Raw genomic sequence first — 20,750 nt, forward strand, 5'->3', positions numbered from 1 at the left:
GTCAGCCAATCTTGCAGGTCTTCACGACCCAGTCGACCACCTGCCGGCCGACGTTGTCCTCGCGACCGGTGTAGAAGTGATCGCAGTCTGGGATGATGCGCGCCTCGCACGGCGCGCCGGCGGCGGCGGCGAAGGCCTCGACCGGATAGGATTCAGGCAGCTCCTTGTCGCCGCGCAGATATAGCGAGGGGCAGCGCACCTTTGGTGCGTTCCCAACCGTGCTCGGTGTGTTGCGGGCGCGGTCGAGAAAGCTCTCGGCCGAAATCACCCACCACCAGTCGGGCAGCAGCATTAATTCGCGTCCGGCGCCGCGCGCCACCATCGCTTCGGCCTGCGCGGTCAGCTCTTCCAGGCGGTCCTGCGCGAACATGCCGGCGCGGCTCATCTGCGGCACGTTCTCGGTGCCGCCGACATGCGCCGACATCAGCACCAGCGCGCGCGGTTGGCCGTAGTCGTCGGCGCAATGCTGCGCGGCGAGCATGCCGCCATTGCTGTGCCCGATGACGATCGGCTTGCGATGGCCGCGCGCTGCCAGCCAGTCGGAGGCCGCGCGGTTGTCGGCGATCGCCTCGCGCGCAAGCTGGAACGAGCCGCCGCCGACGGTGCGGCCGTGCAGTGAGGTCACCATGTCGTGACCCCGGCGATTGAAGGCGAGCGACGCGATGCCGTGCTCTGCCAGATGTGCCGGCAGGAATCGCGATGGGCCGGTGTAGAAGTTATGGCAGTTGCCGTGGAACAGCAGCGCCGTCGCTTTGATCTCACCGGCCGGCCGGTAAAACAGCCCGTCGAGCGGTTCGGCTTCGGTAACGATGGAGACGAGTTCGAGATGCATGGCCGTTTCCCTGAAGTCTGCTGCATGGGCTGATGGCACGGCAGATGCCGCGTGGCAACGCACGGCAGGCTGGGATCGCGCGGGATCAAGCGGATAGGCTGCGCTTTGTCTTCGTTGCCACAGTGCAGTGCACGGCGCGCCGATGTGCGCTGCACTAGCGGCCGGTGCGAACATTCCTGGAAAACAACTTGCGCGACGACATGACTTCATCTATTTATCGGACGATAAATTCAGGGAGACGTCAAAAATGAAAGTCACTGGTTTCAATCACCTGTCGATCGGCTCGCGCGATCTAGACGAGTCGACGCGGTTCTACACCGAGGTGCTCGGCATGGAGACCATCCCGACCTACAATTTCGGCTTCAAGACGCGCTACCTGCGCTGCGGCGATCTGCAGCTTCATCTGTTCCAGCTCGAGGACAGCATCCCGACCTATCAGCACTTCGCGCTCGACGTCGACGACTTCCACGCCGCCTACGAGGCCGCCAAGAAGATCGGCGCGCTTGATTCGACGGCGTTCCGCAATCCGGTCAACGAGCTGCCCGACGGCTGCGTGCAGATGTATCTGCGCGATCCATCCGGCAATCTGATCGAGATCGACTGGCCGGATGTCACCACGCTCGACCGCTCGAAAATTCCGGAAATGAAGCTGCTGTCGGAATTTGCCACGCAGGATGCCGAGGGTCTGAAGGCGTCGCTGTATCTCGACCGTCCGCACATGAAGCCGGATATCGCCAGCAAGATCGCGTCTTAACCCGCGCAGGAGGTCACCATGACGAGCCGCGTTCACAGGCTGGACCCTCAGACCCGTTCGGCCAGCCACGACGATGCCTACGCCGCCCTGTTGCAGCGCGCCCGCGACCTGCAGGCGAAGCTGCGCGAACGGGTGGGGACCACCGAGGAGATGCGCCGCCTGCCGCCGGAAACCGAGCAGGACCTGCACGAAGCCGGCCTGTTCCGTATCCTGCAGCCGAAGCGCGTCGGCGGCGCTGAACTGGACTACGTGGCGCTGATCGACTTCGCCGACGTCGTGGCGCAGGCCGACGCGTCGGTGGCCTGGAACCTGGTCAATCTGGCCAGCCATCACTGGATGCTCGGCATGTTCGATCGCCGAGCCCAGGATGCGATCTGGATCAAGGAGCCGGACGCGCTGATTGCGTCCTCCTTCGTGTTTCCAGCCGGCCGCGCCAAGAAAGTGCCGGGCGGCTATCAACTGTCCGGCCGCTGGCCGTTTTCGTCCGGCGTGGATTCCAGCACGTGGAACATGCTGGCCGGCATCGTGTCGTCGGAAGACGAGGCGGACGGCGTCGAGTACCGCGTGTTCCTCCTGCCCCAGGCTGACTACACCATCATCGACACCTGGAAGTCGTCCGGCCTCAAGGGCACCGGCTCCAACGACGTCGAGGTCACGGACGTGTTCGTGCCGGAGCATATGACGCTGGCGGTGCGCGATGTCGCCGGCGGGCCGTCGCCGGGGAGCGTCGACAACCCGGGCGCGCTGTTCGCGCTGCCAGTGTTTGCGTTGTTTGCCTTCGTGCTGTCGGGCGTGGCACTCGGCAACGCGCAGGCCTGCCTCGACGATTACGTCGGCATCGCCCGGCACCGCGCCTCGACCTACAATCGCGCCAAGCTCAGCGATCTGCAGACCACGCAGATCAAGGTCGCCGAGGCCTCGGCGAAGATCGACGCCGCGCGGCTGGTCATGCGGCGCACCTGCATCGACGCAATGGAGGATGCGCGTCGCGGTTACATACCCGACATGGCGGAGAAGACGCGGTACCGTCGCGACGGCGCTTATTCGGTCGGTCTGTGCACCGAGGCCGTCTCGCTGCTGTTCGCCGCCAGCGGCGCCCGCGGTCTCTATACGACCGGCGCTTTGCAGCGCCAGTTTCGGGACGCGCATGCGGTCAACGCGCATATCGCCTTCAGCTTCGACGCCGCCGGCACCAATTACGGCCGCGTCGCACTGGACCTGCCTTCCGAAAATCTGACCCTGTAGGGCACGCGGCATGACAACAGCCTCACATCCGAACGATCCCGAGAACGAATACGCTCACGACAATTCGGCGATCGACCCGCGCGATTTCCGCAAGGCGCTCGGTCAATATGCCACCGGCGTGACGGTAATCACGGCGGCCGGCGAGAACGGCGAAAACGTCGGGCTGACGTGCAACTCGTTTGCGTCGGTATCGCTCAATCCGCCGCTGATCCTTTGGAGCCTGGTGTCGTATTCGCCGAACATGGCCAACTTCCAGAACGCCAGCCACTTCGCGGTCAACGTGCTGCACGCATCGCAACGCAATCTAGCCAAGCAGTTTGCGACGCCGGCCACGGACAAGTTTGCCGGCGTGTCATGGACGCCGGGCCTCGGCAACGCGCCGGTTCTGGCGGACAGCGTCGCCACCTTCCAGTGCCGCAGCGCAGACCGCTATTATGGCGGCGACCACGTGATTTTTCTTGGTGCGGTGGAAGCCTATCATTACAACGGGGGCGAGCCGCTTCTGTTTGCGCAGGGTTGTTTTGGACAATTCGTCGCCGAGAGCTAGATCGAGCGTACTGCATGGCCAGGAAAACCGCCCCGCTACCCGCGGTGGAAAAGCGCAAGCGACTGTCGCCCGACGACCGTCGCAAGGACTTCATCCGCAAAGCGACCGAGTTCTTCGCCGATGAAGGCTTCAACGGCGGCACCCGCGAGCTGGCGCGCAGACTCGGCGTCACCCAGCCGCTGCTGTACCGCTATTTCCCGAGCAAGGACGACCTGATCGAGGAAGTCTACCGCACCGTCTATCTCGAACCGCTGGAAAGCGGCTGGGAGAAGCGACTGACTGATCGGTCGCGGCCGATTCGCGAACGGCTGCAGCAGTTCTACAATGCCTATACCGACGTGATCTTCACCCGGACCTGGCTGCGCATCTACCTGTTTTCGGGTCTCAAGGGGCTCGACATCAACCGGGCCTATGTCAGCGTGGTCGGCGAAAAGATCCTGACCCGCATCATCAAGGAATGCCGGTTCGAGGCCGGGTTGCCGACCCGCGGCAAGCCGACGCCGTCCGAAATCGAGATGGCCTGGGTTTTCCACAGCGGCATTTTCTATTACGGCGTCCGAAAGTACATCTACGAGTCGCCGGTGCTGGAGAGTAAAGAGGACATGATCGCCGCGGCCCTCGACGTCTATCTGGCCGGCGTCGCCAAGGTGTTCGCGACGGCGAAGCATCAGGCCGACAATGCCTGATGTGCGTGCCAATATGCCGCGTGGCTGCAACGACATGGTGCAGCGCGACAAGTTGCTGGTTTTACGCAGGCTCCCGCGCCCGATGAATTAATCGACCGATAAATAAACTTGACGTTTAGGGTTGTCCGCTCTTTAATCCGGCAAGGTCCCGACAAGTGGACCACGGGAGGACGACGAATGAAAGCTTCGGCTTTCAGCTATATCAAACCATCGACCGTCCAGGAAACGCTCGCGCTGCTCGCCGCACATGGTGAGGAGGCAAAGCTGTTGTCTGGCGGCCAGAGCCTGATGCCGGCCCTGAACTTGCGGCTGTCGGCGCCGGAATGGCTGATCGATATCGGCGGGCTCGACGATCTCAGGGGAATTTCTGTTTCCGACGGCGTGCTGCGCATCGGCGCCATCACCCGTCATGTCGAACTCCTGCGTTCATCAGAAGTCGCGGACAACGCACCGCTGCTGGCGCAGGCAATGGCGCATGTCGCGCATCCCGCCATTCGCAACAAGGGCACGCTCGGCGGCAACCTCGCGCACGCTGATCCCGCGTCCGAAATGCCGGCCTGCATGGTCGCGCTCGACGCGGTGCTCGTGGCCCGCAATGCAAAGCGGGAGCGGCGCATCCCGGCCACTGAATTCTTCACCGGCGTTTACGAGACGGTGCTGGCGCCCGACGAGATGCTGGTGGCTGTGGAAGTGCCGGTCGCCGAGGTCGGTCAGGTGCATTACTTTCACGAATACTGCCGTCGCAGCGGCGATTACGCCATCGTCGGGCTGGCCGCTTCCGCCGTCGTCGAGGGCGATCGCTTCGCCGATCTGCGGCTAGGCTTCTTCGCGGTCGGCGATCGGCCTCTGCTGGCCAACGCGGCGCGCGAGTTGATCGGCAGGTCCGTCGACGCCGCAGCGCTCGCCGCAGCGCAGGCGGCGCTGGAGGCCGAACTCGATCCGCAAGAGGACCAGCAGGCCTCCGCTTTGATGCGCCGGCACATGGCGCGGCAACTGTTGGCGCTATGCGTCGCCACGCTGCTGCGCCGGCCCGACCTCGAAATCAGGAGGTCGGCATGACCGCTCCGGTGCCGATTCAATTGACGGTCAATGGCGAGCGCGTCGAGGCGCAGGTATTGCCGCGGCTCAACCTCGCCGACTTCCTGCGCGACCAGCTAGGCCTCACCGGCACCCATGTTGGTTGCGAGCACGGCGTCTGCGGCGCCTGCACGGTGCGCGTGGACGGCGAGATCGTGCGCGCCTGCCTGCTGCTGGCGGTGCAGACGCACGGCATGGCGGTGGAGACCATCGAAGGCATTTCCGACAGCGGCGAGGTTGCCGACCTGCAGGCCGCGTTCCGCATGCGCAACGCGCTGCAATGCGGCTACTGCACGCCGGCCATGCTGATGACCGCGCAGGACCTGCTGCGCCATGAGCCCGCGCCGGACCGCGAGCAGATCCGCGAGCATCTGTCGGGCAATTACTGCCGATGCACCGGCTATCACGCCATTATCGATGCCGTCGAAGCGACGGCGCTGGCGCGCCGGGGAGAGGCGTCATGAACGACGGCGTTGATTTAAACCGCGGCCTTTCAGTGCTCGACCGGCCGAACTCCTACATCGGCAAGACCGTGCCGCGGCCCAATCTCGACCGCCTGATGCAGGGCCGCGGGCAATATGTCAGCGACATGAGCCTGCCGCGGATGGCGCATGTCGTGTTCCTGCGCTCGCCCTATGCCCATGCCAGGATCGTCAGCATCGATGCCGCCGCCGCCAAGGCGATGCCCGGCGTGATCGCCGTCGTCACCGGGCGCGAACTGGCCGAAGTCATCACGCCGTGGGTCGGCGTGCTCACTCATCTGAAGGGCCTGAAGTCGGCGCCGCAGCACGCCATCGCCATCGACCGCGTCTGCTGGCAGGGCGAGGCCGTCGCCGCGATCGCCGCGACCAGCCGCGCGCTCGCCGAAGACGCTGCCGAGCAGGTGATGGTCGACTACGAGGAGCTGACGCCGGTCACAGACATGCGCACGGCGCTGGCTACCGAGACGCCTGTCATTCATCCCGACCTCGGCGACAATCTCGCCTTCGAGCGCAATCTCGATGCCGGCGAGATCGACAAGGCCTTTGCCGGTTCCGACGAAGTGGTTGAGGCCGAGTTCGTGTTCGGCCGCCACACTGGCGTGACGCTGGAGCCGCGCGCGGTACTGGCCGACTGGAACCCGGGCGATCAGCGCCTGACGATCTATCAGGGCACCCAGGCGCCGCATATGGTGCAGAATATCTCTGCCAAGCATCTCGGCCTCGAAGAGGCGCAGGTGCGGGTGGTGTGCAAGGACGTCGGCGGATCGTTCGGCATCAAGGTGCACATCTATGCCGACGAGATGGCGACCTATGCGCTGGCCAAGCTGCTGCGTCGCCCGATCAAGTTCGTCGCCGACCGGGTCGAGAGTTTCAACACCGACATCCACGCCCGCGACCACATCTGCAAGGGCCGCATCGGCGTCAACAAGGACGGTACCATCACCGGGTTCGAGATCGACGATCTCACCGGCATCGGGCCGTATTCGATGTATCCGCGCACCAGCGCCATCGAGGCCAACCAGGTCGTCAACCTGGTCGGCGGCCCCTACACCGCGCCGAACTATCGGGCGCGCGCCCGCGTCGTGTTCCAGAACAAGAACGTCACCTGCCAGTATCGCGCCGTCGGCCATCCCATCGCCTGCTCGGTCACCGAGGGGCTGGTCGATCTTGCCGCGAAAAAGATCGGCATGGACCCGGTCGAGATCCGTCGCAAGAACCTGATCGCCGACGACGCTTACCCCTGCGCGTCGCCATCCGGCATGAAGTTCGAGGCGCTGTCGCATCAGGCCTCCTTGGACAGACTGTTCGCGATGATGGATTACAACGCGCTGCGCGCCGAGCAGGCCGAGCTGCGCAAGCAGGGCATCTATCGCGGCATCGGAATCGCCAGCTTCATCGAGGTCACCAATCCGGCCGCGGCGTTCTACGGCGTCGGCGGGGCGCGGATCTCGTCGCAGGACGGCGTCACGGTGCGGCTCGACGCCACCGGCGCGGTGATCTGCCAGACCAGCCTCACCGAACAGGGCCAGGGCTCGGAGTCGCTGACGGCGCAGATCGTCGGCAGCGTGCTCGGCGTGTCCATGAACAATGTCCGCGTGATCCTCGGCGACACCGACAATACGCCCTATGGCGGCGGCACCTGGGCGTCGCGCGGCGCCGGCATCGGCGGCGAGGCGGCGCTGCAATCCGCCAAGGCGCTCCGTAGCAACATCCTCGACGTCGCCGCGGCGATCCTGCAGGCCCAGCCCGGCGATCTGGACATCGTCGACAACGCCGTGGTTGACGCGGCCGGCGGCGCGCAGCGCATCGAGCTGCACGAGCTGGCGCGGATCGTGTATTTCCGTCCGGACACCCTACCGCCGGGCTTCCAGGCCGAATTGATGGCGACGCGCCACTACGTGCCGCGCGATTATCCCTTCGCCTTCACCAACGGCGTGCAGGCCTCGTGGCTCGAGGTCGATCCCAATACCGGCTTCATCAAGCTACTGAAGCACTGGGTGGTCGAGGATTGCGGCACGCTGATCAATCCGCAGCTCGTCGACGAGCAAATCCGCGGTGGCGTGGTGCAGGGACTGGGTGCGGCCATGTACGAGCATTGCATCTATGACGAGCGCGGCCAGCTCACCAACGCCAACATGGCGGATTATCTGGTGCCGATGGCCGGCGAGATGCCGGATATCGACGTCGGGCATGTGGTGTCGCCGACCATGGAAAGCGAGCTGGGCGCCAAGGGGGCAGGCGAGGCGGGCACGGCTGGTGCGGCCGCCTGTGTCGCCAATGCCGTCAATGACGCGCTGTCGCCATTCGACGTGACGATCACCGAAATTCCACTGACGCCGCGGCTCATTCTCACCGCGCTGGGAGTGGCCTGACCAAGACGATGACCAAGCTGATCGACAACGACAGCATTTAAGAACGCCAAAAAACGCCAAGGGAGATACACATGACCAAGAAGACGTCCGGACTGATAACCCGCCGCCGCCTGCTGACCACCGTCGGCGCCGGCGCGGTGCTGGCGGCCTCGCCGTTCCGCATCAACCTGCTGCAAGCGCAGGAAGCGACCATCAAGGTCGGTTTCCCTGTGCCGCTGACCGGTCCCTACGGCACCGAGGCGCAGGACCAGGTTCGCGCCGCCGAAGTGGCGATCGCCGAGTTCAACGAGGCCGGTGGCCTCAACGGCCGCAAGGCCGAGCTGCTGGTGCGCGACGACAAGCTCAATCCGGGCGAAGCAGCAACGCGCACGCTGGAACTGATCGAAAAGGAAAAGGTCAATTTCATCGTAGGCAGTCTGTCGGCGGCGGTGCAGCTCGCGGTCAACAACGTCACCAAGGAACGGCAGATCATCTTCAATTCGATCAGCCAGTCCGACACCATCAACGAAGTCTCCGACTTCAGCAAATACACCTTCCACGAGGCCCTGAACCCGCACATGACGGCCGGCGCGGTCGGTCGTTACGCGTTCCCGAAATTCGGCAAGAAGGTCGCCTTCCTCACCGCCGACTATGCCTATGGCCATGAAATGGTGCGAGGATTCCAGGAGGCCGGCAAGGCCTTTGGCGTGGAGACGCTGGTGGACATCCGCCATCCGCTCGGCACCACCGATTTCTCGGCGCTGCTGCCGCGCATCCAGGCGTTGAAGCCGGACATCTTGTGCATCAGCAATTTCGGTCGCGATCAGCAGATCGCGCTGAAGCAGGCTACCGACTTCGGCATGAAAAAGTCGATGAAGATCATCGTTCCGATCATGCTCTACACCGGCCGCATCGCCGCCGGCCCGCAGGCCTTCGACGGCGTCATCGGTGGTACGTCCTACTACTGGGGCATCGAGGACAAGATCGCCTCGGCCAAGGCGTTCAACGACCGCTTCCGCAAGATGCACGGCGGCAAGGTGCCGTCGGATTACGGCGCGCTCGGCTACGGCGGCGTGAAGACGCTGCTGATGGCCGCCAAGGCCGCCGGCAGTCTCGATGCCGACAAGGTGATCGCCGCGATCGAGGCGCTTAAATATGACTACTACAAGGGCCCGCAGTACTACCGCGGCTGCGATCACCAGTCGGTGCAGTCGGTGCTGATCATCGAATCCAAGGCTAATCCTGCGAAGGGCGACGCCGACGTGTTCAACGTGGTCGAGACCGAGGCGCCGAACGAGGCCAACCTGCGCACCTGCGCGGCCCTCGGCCACAAGGCCTGACCCTGACGGATACGGATGCGCGCCCGCTCCGGGCGCGCATCGCTTTTGGAGGAATGCAATGGCCGGGCTGAGTTTCGATCTGATCGCGCTGCAACTGTTCACCGGGCTGGCGCTCGGCGCGATCTACGTCTTGTTTGCGATTGGCCTGTCGCTGATCTTCGGCATGCTGACGGTCGTCAATTTCGCCCATGGTGCGTTCTACATGATCGGTGCTTATGTCGGGCTGTTCTTGCTGTCGCTGGGCGGCAATTTCTGGCTCTGCCTGGTCGCGGTGCCCTTGATCGTCGGGGTCAGCGGCATGATCGTCGAGCGCTTCCTGATCCGCCCGCTGTATGGCCGCGGCATCGACTATCCGCTGCTGCTGACGTTCGGCCTCAGTTATATCATGGTCGAACTGATCCGCATCGCCTTCGGCAAGAGTGGCTATCCGTTCGACACGCCCGAACTGCTGCAGGGCGCGGTCAATATCGGCGTCGGCTATTTTCCGCTGTATCGGCTGTTCGTGATCGGCGCCGCCGTCGCCGTGCTGCTGGCGCTGTGGCTGTTCCTTGAAAAGACCAGCTTCGGTCTGATCATTCGTGCCGGCGCGCGCGACCCGCAGATCGTGAGGGTGCTCGGCGTCGATGTCTCCAGGGTCTGGCTCTACGTGTTCGGGATCGGCACGTCGATCGCCGGCCTTGCCGGTTTGCTTGCGGCGCCGCTGCAGGGCGTCATCCCCGAAATGGGCGCGAACATTCTGGCCGAGGCTTTTGTCGTCACGGTGGTCGGCGGCATGGGGTCGATCGGCGGGGCGGTGATCGCGGGCCTCCTGGTCGGCGTCGTCGTCAGCATGACGTCATTGTTCGCGCCGGAAATGGCGAAGGTCTCGATCTTTGCGCTGATGGCCGTCGTATTGCTGATCCGTCCGCAGGGCTTTTTCGGCCGCGCCGGTCTCATGAGCTAAGGTCGACATGTCCATGAATGAAATATCCCAGACGCTGGTCCAGACCAGCGCCGAGCCGCGCAACTGGTTCGAGACCGCCCGGCGCCATCGCGCGCTGCTCGGCAGCCTGTTCGTGCTGGTGTTCCCGCTGATCATGCCGTTCACCGCGCTGGCGGTGAACATCCTGATCTACGGCCTCTACGCGCTCGGCTTCAACCTGCTGTTCGGCTATCTCGGCCTGCTGTCGTTTGGCCACGCGGCCCTGTTCGGCACCGGCGCCTATCTGTGCGGCATTGCCATCGTGCATATGGGACTGCCGTGGTACGCCGCGATCCTGATGGGCATTCTGGGCGGTGTGGTGATGGCCGCCACCATCGGCGCGCTGGCGATCCGAACCCGCGGGATCTATTTCGCCATGGTGACGATGGCGCTGTCGCAATGCGTGTTCTACCTGTTTTACCAGGCGGAGCGCTGGACCGGCGGCGAGAACGGGTTGCGCGGCATCAACGTCCGCATCATAGATATCTTCGGTCTGAAATTCGACTTCATCCATCCGCTGACGCGCTATTATGTCGTCGCCGCCTTCGTGATCGCCGCCCTTTATGTGCTGTCGCGGATCCTGGCGTCGCCGTTCGGCGCGGCGATCGAGGCGGTGCGCGAGAATGAGGCTCGCGCGCGGGCCTCCGGCTACAACGTCACGCTGACGCGGCTGATCGCCTTCATCCTGTCCGGCGCGTTCTGCGGGCTTGCCGGGGCCCTGATGGCGCTGCATCTATCGATCGTGCCGATCGAAATCCTGCACATCGAGACCTCCGGCATGGTGGTAATGATGTCGCTGCTCGGCGGCATGGGCACCTTCTTCGGCCCGTTCGTCGGCGCCGCGGTTTTCCTGATGCTGGAAAACCTGGTGTCGCTGTGGACCGTGCACTGGCAGTTGATCGTTGGCGCCGTGTTCGTGGTCTGCGTGCTGTTCTTTCCCGCCGGCATCTGGGGAACCATTTTGAAGTGGATCAAGCCATGAGCGCGGCAACGTCGCAGGTCATCATGCGCACCGAGGGCGCCAGCAAAACGTTCGGCGGCTTCAAGGCGCTGAACAACATCACGGCGGAGTTCTCCAGCGGGGCGATCACCTCGATCATCGGCCCCAACGGCGCCGGCAAGAGCACCTATTTCAACCTGCTGTCCGGCGCGCTGCAGCCCTCCAGCGGCAAGGTCGAGTTCGAAGGGCGCGACGTCACGAAAGTGCCGCAGCACAAGTTCGCCCATATGGGCATTGCGAAGTCGTTCCAGATCACCAACGTGTTCCCGCAACTGACAACGCGCGAGAACGTCCGCGTCGGCCTGCAGGCCTTCGTGTCGCGCTACAACATGTGGAGCCCGCGCGCGAAGCTGCCGGGGCTGGTCGAGCGCGCCGATGAATTGCTCGTGCTGGTCGGGCTCGGCAATCGCCGCGACCGTCTCGCGCGCGAACTGGCGCATGGCGAACAGCGCGCGCTGGAGATCGGCATGGCGCTGGCCAGCAATCCGCGGCTGCTGCTGCTCGACGAGCCGACCGCCGGCATGAGCCCCGAAGAAACCCGGGTGATGATGGACCTGATCGTCAAGCTGGCGCGCGAGCGAACGGTGATCCTGGTCGAGCACAAGATGAAACTGGTGATGGGGATCAGCGACCGCATCCTCGTCCTGCACCATGGCGAGTTGTTGGCGCAGGGCACGCCGACCGAGGTCCGGCAGAACGAGCAGGTCAAGCGCGTCTATCTTGGCCAGCGGGAGCACTGAACGATGTTGCAGGTTTCCAAGCTCAACGCCTGGTACGGCGCCAGCCATGTATTGCAGGACATCGCGCTCGAGGTGAACAAGGGCGAGATCGTCTGCCTGATCGGCCGCAACGGCGCCGGCAAGACGACGACGCTGAAATCGATCATGGGGCTGGTCAAGACCGGCGGTTCGACGATGTTCAAGGGCAAGGAGATATTAGCCGAACCCGCTCATATGCGTTTTGCTTTGGGCCTCGCCTACGTGCCGGAGGAGCGCCGCATCGTGCAAGGCCTGACCGTCCGCGAAAACCTGCGGTTAGGTCTCGTCGCCTCGGCGTCGAAGTCCAACGAGGTCAATCTGATTGCCGAGATCGCCGAGATCTTCCCGCGGCTGGCGGAGCGGCTCGATCAGGATGCCGTGACGATGTCCGGTGGCGAACAGCAGATGCTGGCGATCGCGCGCGCGATGATCGCCAAGCCGGACCTGATCATGCTCGACGAGCCGTCGGAAGGCATCATGCCGGTGCTGGTCGACGAAATGTTCGAACTGTTCCGCAAGATGAAGTCCGAAGGCACCACCATCTTGCTGGTCGAGCAGAACGTGGAACTCGCACTGGCGATCGCCGATCGCGCCTACGTGCTGGACCAGGGCGAGGTCGTGCATCACGCCACCGCGACCGCGCTGCTCGCTGACGACGAGGTCAAGGAACGCTACTGCTCGGTATGACCTATGCGTTTACGGATCGGGCCGTTTGTCTGAGGCAGGGCTAGCAACGGCGACCGTCCGCTTGCTCGCGGCGTTCCGCCGGCGGCGGGCACGTCGCTCTTCAGAATGGCATCCTGCATGACCGCCCATCCCGACGCCAAAACGCTCAGCTAAGGCGGCCTTGATTGAAACGTAGAGGACGACGACATGACCGGTACCGACACCGCATTCCAGCTCGAGGAAGCAACGATCGCCGAATTGCATGACGCGATCCGCGCCGGCAAGACGACGCTGGTGAAGGTCGTGCAGCACTATATCGACCGCGCCCGCGCCTATAACGGTGTCGCCAGCCTGCTGCTGACGGAAGACGGCGCGCCGGTCCCGGAAGCGGTCGGCACGGTCCGCGCCACCGCGCCGCTGCAGTTCCCGACCGAGACCGTCAAGGCGTCGAAAATCCTGCCCGATCTCGACAGGTACAGGGGCGTTCCGTTGCAATTCGGCACCATGGAGTCCACGGCCTCGGACCCCGGCGCGCAGCAGCAGTTCGGCATGATCGTCGGCAAGCCGAACGCCGGGCAGGTCAATGCCATCGGCACTTTCAATATCCGTGGCGAGCGCTCCGTTACCTGCAAGGGCGACTTCGATCGCCACCCCTCGCTCGGCGCGCTGCCGAAGGGCGCGCCTGCTGCCTGCGAATTCTTTCGCCAGCAGCCGGACGCGCTGGAGCGCGCCGCCGAGCTCGATGCGCAGTTCGGCAGCAATCCCGATCTCGAGAAGATGCCGATGTACGGCGTCGTGTTCTCGTTCAAGGATTCGTTCGACACCAGCGACATGCGATCGACCGGCGGCGGCGACGCCGCCTATGACATGGATGCCCCGGCGCGCGATCATGTGCTGGTGGATCAGCTCCGCAACAAGGGCGCGATCATTTTCGCCAAGGCGGTCTGCACGGAATATAACGGCCGCGCCGGCGATCCCGGCGGTCGCCACGAGCCGGACAAGGTGCTGGCGTCGACCAACGGCCACCAGCGCTCGACCTGGGCCGGCAATCCGTCGAACCCCTATGATACCTCGCGTTCGGCCTCGCTGGGATCGAGTTCCGGCTCGGCGCTGTCGGTCAGTACCAATCTGGTGATGGCGAGCCTCGGCGAGGAGACACGCGCCTCGTGCCGCGGCCCGTCCAACCATAATGCGGTCGCGCTGATCCTGCCGCACAAGGCAATGCTCGGCTTCGACGGCGGCGCGATCGGCGCCGACGTCTATTGCGACCGCAGCGGCATCCACGCGCGCTCGGTCGTCGATTGCGCCAAAATACTCGATGCGCTGAAGGACCCGGTCGAGGGCTATTACGACAGACGCGATCCGTTCACCGCGGTGCCGCGTTCGTCGGTGCTGGGAACGCTTTATGCCAGCCACGTCACCATGCCGGGGACGCCGGGCGCCCTGGCCGGCATGCGGATCGGCGTGATCCGCGAGTCGATGGTGTACCCCAAGGGATCGAAGACCGAAGAGCCGATCGTCACGGCGGCGTCGCGCGAGATCAAGGAGATGCTGGGCGGCAAGCTCGGCGCTACACTTGTGGAATCGACCGATCCGCTGTGGACGCGGGACCCCGATATCGAAGTGATGACGCTGGATTATCGCCGCGCGCTGCACCAGCTGATTCCGCTGTTCATGCCGGACCTGCTGTTCCGCCTCGGCGCGAACGGCACGCCGCTCTACAAGGAGTTCGAGGCGGCGATTGCGCCGACCGAGTTTCTGCCCGGCAGGACGTTCGGCTCCGGCTCAATGCAGCCGATCGACTATTTCGTGGCGTTGGCCGAAGGCAAGATCGAGGGCCCGGTCAATCTCGATATCGCGACCATCCAGCAGCAGGAGCTGGCGCCGACCTTCCGCTATCATATCTCGCAATATCTGATGCGCCGCGCCGACGACTGGAAGGCCGCGGGTTACGAGGAGTCCCTGAAGGACTGGGCGACGCTGAATGCGCGCTCGAAATTCTGGGGGGACGATCAGCGCGCGGCCTTCAGGAACTGGGAGGAGGTCCGAGACCCCCGCAACCAGTTGAGCGGCCGGCAGGGTGTCAACGAGCGCGTGATGTTGCGCGAATTGCTGCGCCGCGCCGACATGATGGTGATCCTGGAGAACAAATTGGACGCCTTGGTGCGGCTGCATACGCCGTGGGCGCCCGGCCTGATCGGACATCCGCACCAGTACGACATTCCGAGCAACCTGCGGCCAGAATCGCTGATGGGGCCAAACGCCGGCTTGACCGAGGTACTGATTCCGGCGGGCTTTGTGACAACAACTTATGATCCGGTGTTCAAGCTCAGCGACGATGGCATGCGCTACGTCTCGGCGCCGTCCGACACGCCGACGCAACTGGCCGAGCCCGGCCTGCCGTTCTCACTGGTGTTTCGCTGCGAGCCCGGCAAGGAAGACATCATCCTCAAGATCGCCTCCGCCTATGAGGCCGCCTCGAAGCGTCGCGTTCCGCCGCCGGCGTTCGGTCCGCTGCCGGGCTCCAAAGCAGCAGCGTCCTTTGGAAAGTAATCCCAACCCACCTCCGCAGATAATTCCTTCCGAATCTCGTCGAACCAGGCGGCATTAACAGCGAGAAATTTTTTCGGCCTGTTCGCGCAGTGTTGCGGGCAGGAAAGGCGTCCATTGATGCGTCAACGTGAAGTCGGCGCAGCATTCAAAATTAGAACAAAAAGCGACAGTTTCCGGGGGAGCCGGGGGTGTCGAGTTTGCAGGGCGCCAGATAGGCCGCTAACTACTGATCTAAGTGGTGGGCCCGACAGGACTAATCGCACCATCATTGAAATCGTTAGGAAATCTCTGATGTCCGGCCGCGCTTGATCATGCCCCGCGGCGTGGTGTAGCTTCTTGATGGCCACCCCGATTGCCGGCCACGGCCGGGCTGGTCAGGTTGCCACTGCGGGCAGCCCGACGATCGGATTATCGCTGATCGGGGCGATGGTTTCCAGCGTCATGTAGCGGGCACGCTGAACCGCCCATTCATCGTTTTGTTCAAGCAGGATGGCACCGACGAGACGTCGGATGGCAGCCTCGTTGGGGAAGATGCCGACGACCTCGGTGCGGCGCTTGATCTCGCCATTGAGGCGCTCGATCGGATTGGTGGAGTGCAGCTTGGCGCGATGCGTCGCCGGAAAGCCCATGAAGGCCAGCACGTCGGGCTCGGCCTCGTGCATCAGTCTGGCCAGCTTCGGGATGGTCGGCTGCAACTGGTCGGCGACCTTGCGCCATTGCACCCTTGCGGCTTCGGCGTCGTCCTGGGCGAAGGCGGTGGCAATGAAGGCGGAGACCACGCGCCGCCCGCTCTTGCCGGCATGGGCCAGCGCATTGCGCATGAAGTGGACGCGGCAGCGCTGCCAGCTGGCGGTCAGCACCTTCGACACCGTGGCCTTGATGCCCTCGTGGGCGTCGGAGATGACCAGCTTGACGCCGCGCAATCCGCGGCGGGCGAGCTTGCGCACGAACGCGGTCCAGAATGTTTCGGCCTCGGAGGGCCCAATGTCCATGCCGAGAATCTCGCGCCGGCCGTCATTGTTGACGCCGACCGCGATGATCGCCGCTACCGGGACGATGCGGCCATTCTGCCGGACCTTCACATAGGTGGCGTCGATCCACAGATACGGCCAGTCGCCCTCGATCGGCCGCTCCAGGAATGCATTGACGCGTTCGTCAATCTCCTCGCACAGCCGCGACACCTGGCTCTTGGAGACGCCGCTCATTCCCATCGCCTTGACCAGGTCATCGACGGAGCGGGTCGAGATGCCCTGGATGTAGGCCTCTTGAATCACGGCAGTAAGCGCCTTCTCGGCCATCCGGCGCGGCTCCAGAAAGCCCGGAAAATATGAGCCCTTGCGCAGCTTCGGGATCCGCAGCTCGACCGTGCCGGCCCGGGTCTCCCAGTCGCGTTCGCGGTAGCCGTTGCGCTGCACCAGCCGCTCCGCGCTCTTCTCGCCGTGGCCGGCACCGGTCAACGCGGCCACCTCCAGTTCCATCAGCCGCTCGGCGGCGAAGCCGATCATCTGGCGCAAAATATCCGCGTCGGGGGTCTTCTCCACGAGCGCACGAAGGTTCATCATCTCGCTGGTCATCGGTGGTTCCTCGGTTGCATTGCGTGTTGCAACCCGATCCTACCGGCGAACCGCCGGTGACTTACACATGCCGCTCGCTCGCTACAGCGCCATTTGAAAGCGCGCTTCGCGAGCGGCATGAGATCAAAAACCTACACCAACACGCGGGACACGATCATGATCCGCTCTTCCGTGAACCTCGACTGCTTCATCTCCGTCTCCCTTCAGGTGACGGATTCTACCCATTTTTGGCGGAAGTTCAGGGGCTCAGGTCATCGACAACTATCGTCTGGTCGCCCAGTGCAAACTTCGAAGCACGGGACCTTGGAAATGAGAGGCACGCAACACTCTCCTTGCCCATGGAAAGAGACGCAAGCCTGCACGCGATAGATTGATCGATTCCAATCTTCGCTATCTTTTAATTACCAGCGCTGACTTGGACGCCGTGGCGCGAGGCTTACGGATCGAGAATATCGGGCAGTGGCCCGCGGCAGCAGATTTGCCTCCCGACATGGCTAAACACCTGCCAGCGGACGCAGGTGGGCGTATCTCCGCACGTCGCCCGTAAACTAGTCACGGGATTTCAGGAGAAGTATCAAAGTGATTCTAAGTCATTGAAATCATTGGTGGGCCCGGCAGCCATCACATATTATGAGATTCATAAGTAATTACAATGTGTTAACGATGTGTCGCCGGAAAGGTGCCAACGAAAAGACCAACGTTCTAGGCGGACATAATCGGACTCTGGCAGGCCGTCTTTCGTCAGTCTCAGACGAGCTCGCAATCATGCTATTCCGACCTTCAGATTTAGGAAGGGCGCTCGCATGAAGACCGATCCGTTGGAACTTAGCGTGGTTCAAGAAGTCGATTACGAATATTGGAGCAAGATGCCGGGCTGGACCGTGGCAGAGGCGGCCGCGCTGTTTTTAGACATCGATCCCGACAAGCTCCCCGAAAAATCTGATAAGCCAGAGACGCCAGGATGGCGGTACTGGCGTCTCCGTCGTCTCCTGGCCAGAGCGCGAAACATGGACGAACTTGAGAGTCCTATGGTCCCAAGGGATTTCATTGCTTGGGCCGTCAGTAACGGTCTGAAGCCTTCTGAGCAGCTTGTGTTGCCTGTCCGTGCCGGAAAACCGCACCGAAATTGGCGGACAAGATATAGCGACATGAGAAAAGAGCGAGACGTTCTCCGGGCCGAGCTCGACGATCTGAAGGCACTTGTCGCCGAGCCCACTGGGAAGGCTAAATTTACGCTCTTAACGATTATTGGTGGGCTAGCTCGGTCCAAATTCGACCATTTCAGGAACAGTCCCCAAACGGTGTCGAAGCTGCAGCGGTCACTAAGCGACGTGGGCATCTCGGTGGACAACGGGACCATTAGAAGTTGTCTGAAAGCAGTGGATCGCCTTTTTGAGGATAAATATCCAGATCTGAAATAAGAATTAAAAAACTGATTTCAGATCCGTTGGGCGAGATGCGGTGCATCAAGGTCTCGTTGCACTTAATCCCAACGGAGACCAAGGATATGCCAGAACAATTCATAGAGACGCTTGTCCGCATCGAAGCGATTGTCGGAAAGACTGGTCTGATACCGGTCAGCCGCAGCGCATTTTACCAGGGAATCAAAGATGGCATCTACCCCAAGCCGGTACGGCTTGGAAAACGTACTTCGGTCTGGCGTATGTCAGAACTGATGCAAGTTATCTCGGGGGCTCATCAATGAAAAAGATAAGTGGGTCCACCCGCACGATGATTTCGCGGAGTCTCCAGGATGATAAGCGCGCCTCTTTGAAAAATGCAGCAGTTTCGTACGCGAAAAAGGGATTTGCTGTTGTACCAATGCACACCGTAAAGAACGGTGTCTGTACATGTCACAAGGGAAAGGCTTGCAAAAATCCCGGGAAACATCCTGCGAATATGAATGGCGTCAAAGGTGCTTCAGCGAGGGTATCTCAAGTATGCGAGTGGTGGGACGCCAATCCTTTGGCGAATATCGGAATTGCGACTGGATCTGTCTCTGGAATCATCGCTCTTGATGTTGATCCTCGAAACGGAGGTGACGAGACATTGCGCTCGAATATTCAAAGTCTAGGTCGTCTCAATTGTTCAACGATTTCTCGCACCGGTGGCGCCGGTTCCCACTATATCTTTCGAATGCCAAAATTTGATGTTCGGAAGGACAGTGGGGGAAAGGTTTTTGGTCCAGGCTTAGACTTGATGTCAGACGGTGCAATTATCATTGCTCCACCAAGCGTTCACGCCTGCGGCAGAATGTATACTTGGAAAGCAGGAGCTTCATTGCTCGCAAAATCGCCAACTCGACTACCAAAAAGATGGCGCGTGCACATCAGGTCAATGCAAGCTGTAGCTAAGCCGTTATCGACTTCAACATCGGACGAGATCGTAACTGGTTCGAGGAATGATGCGCTAACGAGATTGGCCGGTGCCTGGCAAAATACTGGTATGCCTCCCGATGCAATGCTCGCTGCTCTTTTGGTAGAAAACAAGCGCCGATGCAAGCCGCCGCTTGATGAGAGTGAGGTTGCCAAGATTGTAAAGAGCGTCTCCAAGATGCCAGTAAATGGCAGGGGAGCAGCTTCGAAAGGCGATCTCGCAGAAAGGGTTATGAGGCTGCTTCTCGACCAAGACTTTGGAGGAGGGGATCATCTAATTTATTCCACGGACGGCCGCTTCTGGATGTTTAATGGGAGGCATTGGGATGCGATCCAAGAGAGTTGGCTGCGCGGTCGAGTATTGTCGACTGTGCAAGGGCTTCCCGAACGCGGGGGGCCGCCACCTCAGCCATCATTGGCCAGGTCGCAACATTGTTGAAGGCTAGCCGATCCGTTGGCGGCGATCCTCTGCGCTTTATTGCTGCGCCGCTCCCGGTGATCAATTGTGCGAACGGTGAGTTGTGGTTAAAGCGCGACGGAACAATCGAGCTCCGGCAGCATGATCCAAAATCTTACCTCCGTCACTGCTTAGATGTGGAATACGACCCCGATGCGGAATGCCCACTCTACGATAAGGCGGTACAAGAGATATTTGAAGCAGCGCAGCCTAATTGCAAGGGAATGGCTCGACACTGGAACGAGCTGTTCGGATACATAATTCAGCCCGAACGCCGAGTCCCACTTGTTGCCATTCTGAAAGGGGGAGGGAGCAACGGCAAAACGGTGCTGATGGGCACCGTTACTCGACTGATGGGCAATAGTCTTGTTTCCGCGCAACGCATCGAAAGCCTTGAGAACCAGTTCGCGATGGGAAGTTTACTCGGCAAGCTGCTTTTGCTCGACGATGACGTCAAATCGGGAATTCGGTTGCCCGATGGACAGTTGAAGAAGATTAGCGAAGCGAAGATGGTCACTGGAGAATACAAGCACGGTCCTCAGTTCAACTTCACAATCCGCGCGCTTCCCGTTCTACTTTGCAATAACGTACCCTCGTTGGCCGACGTGTCGGTCGGTATGAGGCGAAGGCTCATGGTGATACCATTTGACCGAACTTTTACTGAGCGGAAAAAGGACGCTGACTTGTTCGAACGCATATGGCAGACTGAGATGTCCGGCGTCCTCAATCGAGCGCTAGAAGGTCTACGGCGTTTGCTAGAAAGAGGTATGCGTTTCAGATACCCAGAAGCTGTGAATGCCGCAAAAGCGGCCTGGTTGATTCAAGCAAATCCGCTTCCCGCCTTTATCGAGGAGTGCTGCGAGCGGGATCCAAAGGCCAATTGCCTACTCGCCAAGTTCTATACGGAATACACGAATTGGGCGGTCGCAAAGGGATTTACCCGCGTGCAGCAAGCCGCGACTTTGCGTCAAAACCTTCAAAACCTGGAATTCACGGTGAAGAAGCGCAACAAAGGGCAGACTATATTAGGCTTGCATCTGAAATAATAAAGAGGTGGCCCGGGTTGACGCCCAGGCCACCTAATCTCTCGTC

At 62.0% G+C, this 20,750-nt stretch carries 19 protein-coding genes; 17 read left to right on the forward strand and 2 right to left on the reverse strand.

The window, feature by feature from the left end; all coding sequences use genetic code 11:
- Position 1 precedes the first annotated feature (1 nt).
- On the reverse strand, positions 2 to 832 hold the full coding sequence (locus tag FNL56_RS09265; RefSeq protein ID WP_168202893.1) for an alpha/beta hydrolase: 831 nt from the start codon (positions 830 to 832) through the stop codon (positions 2 to 4).
- A gap of 247 nt (positions 833 to 1,079) precedes the next feature.
- On the opposite strand from FNL56_RS09265, the gene FNL56_RS09270 reads away from it, so the two are divergent.
- The 13 genes from FNL56_RS09270 (at position 1,080) to FNL56_RS09330 (ending at position 15,252) form a co-directional block, all read left to right on the forward strand.
- Positions 1,080 to 1,586 carry a VOC family protein gene (locus tag FNL56_RS09270; protein WP_143572511.1) on the forward strand — a complete coding sequence of 169 codons (507 nt, stop codon included), beginning with the start codon at positions 1,080 to 1,082 and terminating at the stop codon, positions 1,584 to 1,586.
- A gap of 18 nt (positions 1,587 to 1,604) precedes the next feature.
- Positions 1,605 to 2,831: an acyl-CoA dehydrogenase family protein gene (locus FNL56_RS09275; protein WP_143572512.1), complete on the forward strand. Its 1,227-nt coding sequence runs from the start codon at positions 1,605 to 1,607 to the stop codon at positions 2,829 to 2,831.
- Between the two features lie 10 nt (positions 2,832 to 2,841).
- Entirely contained in the window at positions 2,842 to 3,378 is a 537-nt protein-coding gene (locus tag FNL56_RS09280) for a flavin reductase family protein (protein WP_143572513.1), read from the forward strand.
- Positions 3,379 to 3,392: 14 nt separating this feature from the next.
- Positions 3,393 to 4,064, forward strand: coding sequence for a TetR/AcrR family transcriptional regulator (locus tag FNL56_RS09285; RefSeq protein ID WP_143572514.1), 672 nt, complete (start codon positions 3,393 to 3,395; stop codon positions 4,062 to 4,064).
- A gap of 177 nt (positions 4,065 to 4,241) precedes the next feature.
- Positions 4,242 to 5,123: an FAD binding domain-containing protein gene (locus FNL56_RS09290; protein ID WP_143572515.1), complete on the forward strand. Its 882-nt coding sequence runs from the start codon at positions 4,242 to 4,244 to the stop codon at positions 5,121 to 5,123.
- Positions 5,120 to 5,605 (forward strand): (2Fe-2S)-binding protein, encoded by a 486-nt coding sequence (locus FNL56_RS09295; RefSeq protein WP_143572516.1) that lies wholly within the window; start codon positions 5,120 to 5,122, stop codon positions 5,603 to 5,605. Before FNL56_RS09290 ends, FNL56_RS09295 begins: the two co-directional genes overlap by 4 nt.
- A complete protein-coding gene (locus FNL56_RS09300) occupies positions 5,602 to 7,995 on the forward strand; it encodes a xanthine dehydrogenase family protein molybdopterin-binding subunit (RefSeq protein ID WP_143577716.1) in 2,394 nt (797 codons plus the stop codon). Before FNL56_RS09295 ends, FNL56_RS09300 begins: the two co-directional genes overlap by 4 nt.
- Positions 7,996 to 8,066: 71 nt before the next feature.
- Positions 8,067 to 9,314: an ABC transporter substrate-binding protein gene (locus FNL56_RS09305; RefSeq protein WP_143572518.1), complete on the forward strand. Its 1,248-nt coding sequence runs from the start codon at positions 8,067 to 8,069 to the stop codon at positions 9,312 to 9,314.
- Positions 9,315 to 9,372: 58 nt separating this feature from the next.
- Complete coding sequence (locus tag FNL56_RS09310; RefSeq protein WP_143572519.1) at positions 9,373 to 10,257, forward strand: branched-chain amino acid ABC transporter permease; 885 nt, start codon at positions 9,373 to 9,375, stop codon at positions 10,255 to 10,257.
- 13 nt (positions 10,258 to 10,270) lie between these two features.
- Positions 10,271 to 11,257 carry a branched-chain amino acid ABC transporter permease gene (locus FNL56_RS09315; protein ID WP_143572520.1) on the forward strand — a complete coding sequence of 329 codons (987 nt, stop codon included), beginning with the start codon at positions 10,271 to 10,273 and terminating at the stop codon, positions 11,255 to 11,257.
- Positions 11,254 to 12,015 (forward strand): ABC transporter ATP-binding protein, encoded by a 762-nt coding sequence (locus FNL56_RS09320; protein WP_143572521.1) that lies wholly within the window; start codon positions 11,254 to 11,256, stop codon positions 12,013 to 12,015. Before FNL56_RS09315 ends, FNL56_RS09320 begins: the two co-directional genes overlap by 4 nt.
- A 3-nt stretch (positions 12,016 to 12,018) precedes the next feature.
- Positions 12,019 to 12,720 (forward strand): ABC transporter ATP-binding protein, encoded by a 702-nt coding sequence (locus FNL56_RS09325; protein ID WP_143572522.1) that lies wholly within the window; start codon positions 12,019 to 12,021, stop codon positions 12,718 to 12,720.
- 186 nt (positions 12,721 to 12,906) lie between these two features.
- The gene (locus FNL56_RS09330) at positions 12,907 to 15,252 is read left to right on the forward strand and encodes an amidase family protein (RefSeq protein WP_143581954.1); all 2,346 of its coding nucleotides are present in this window, start codon (positions 12,907 to 12,909) and stop codon (positions 15,250 to 15,252) included.
- A 374-nt stretch (positions 15,253 to 15,626) separates the two neighbouring features.
- Here FNL56_RS09330 and FNL56_RS09335 read toward each other — a convergent pair whose 3' ends face one another.
- Positions 15,627 to 16,826: an IS256 family transposase gene (locus FNL56_RS09335; RefSeq protein WP_143577346.1), complete on the reverse strand. Its 1,200-nt coding sequence runs from the start codon at positions 16,824 to 16,826 to the stop codon at positions 15,627 to 15,629.
- 803 nt (positions 16,827 to 17,629) lie between these two features.
- Between FNL56_RS09335 and FNL56_RS09340 the strand changes: the two genes are divergently transcribed.
- From FNL56_RS09340 to FNL56_RS09355, 4 genes are all read left to right on the forward strand, one after another.
- Positions 17,630 to 18,247, forward strand: a complete 618-nt coding sequence (locus FNL56_RS09340; RefSeq protein WP_143577718.1) for a hypothetical protein — start codon at positions 17,630 to 17,632, stop codon at positions 18,245 to 18,247.
- Positions 18,248 to 18,333: 86 nt separating this feature from the next.
- A complete protein-coding gene (locus FNL56_RS09345) occupies positions 18,334 to 18,531 on the forward strand; it encodes a helix-turn-helix transcriptional regulator (RefSeq protein ID WP_143577719.1) in 198 nt (65 codons plus the stop codon).
- Entirely contained in the window at positions 18,528 to 19,640 is a 1,113-nt protein-coding gene (locus FNL56_RS09350; protein WP_143581955.1) for a bifunctional DNA primase/polymerase, read from the forward strand. Before FNL56_RS09345 ends, FNL56_RS09350 begins: the two co-directional genes overlap by 4 nt.
- Positions 19,634 to 20,704, forward strand: coding sequence for a DNA primase family protein (locus FNL56_RS09355; RefSeq protein ID WP_168204656.1), 1,071 nt, complete (start codon positions 19,634 to 19,636; stop codon positions 20,702 to 20,704). Before FNL56_RS09350 ends, FNL56_RS09355 begins: the two co-directional genes overlap by 7 nt.
- Positions 20,705 to 20,750: the final 46 nt, after the last annotated feature.

Source organism: Tardiphaga sp. vice304 (assembly GCF_007018905.1).
Taxonomy (GTDB): domain Bacteria; phylum Pseudomonadota; class Alphaproteobacteria; order Rhizobiales; family Xanthobacteraceae; genus Tardiphaga.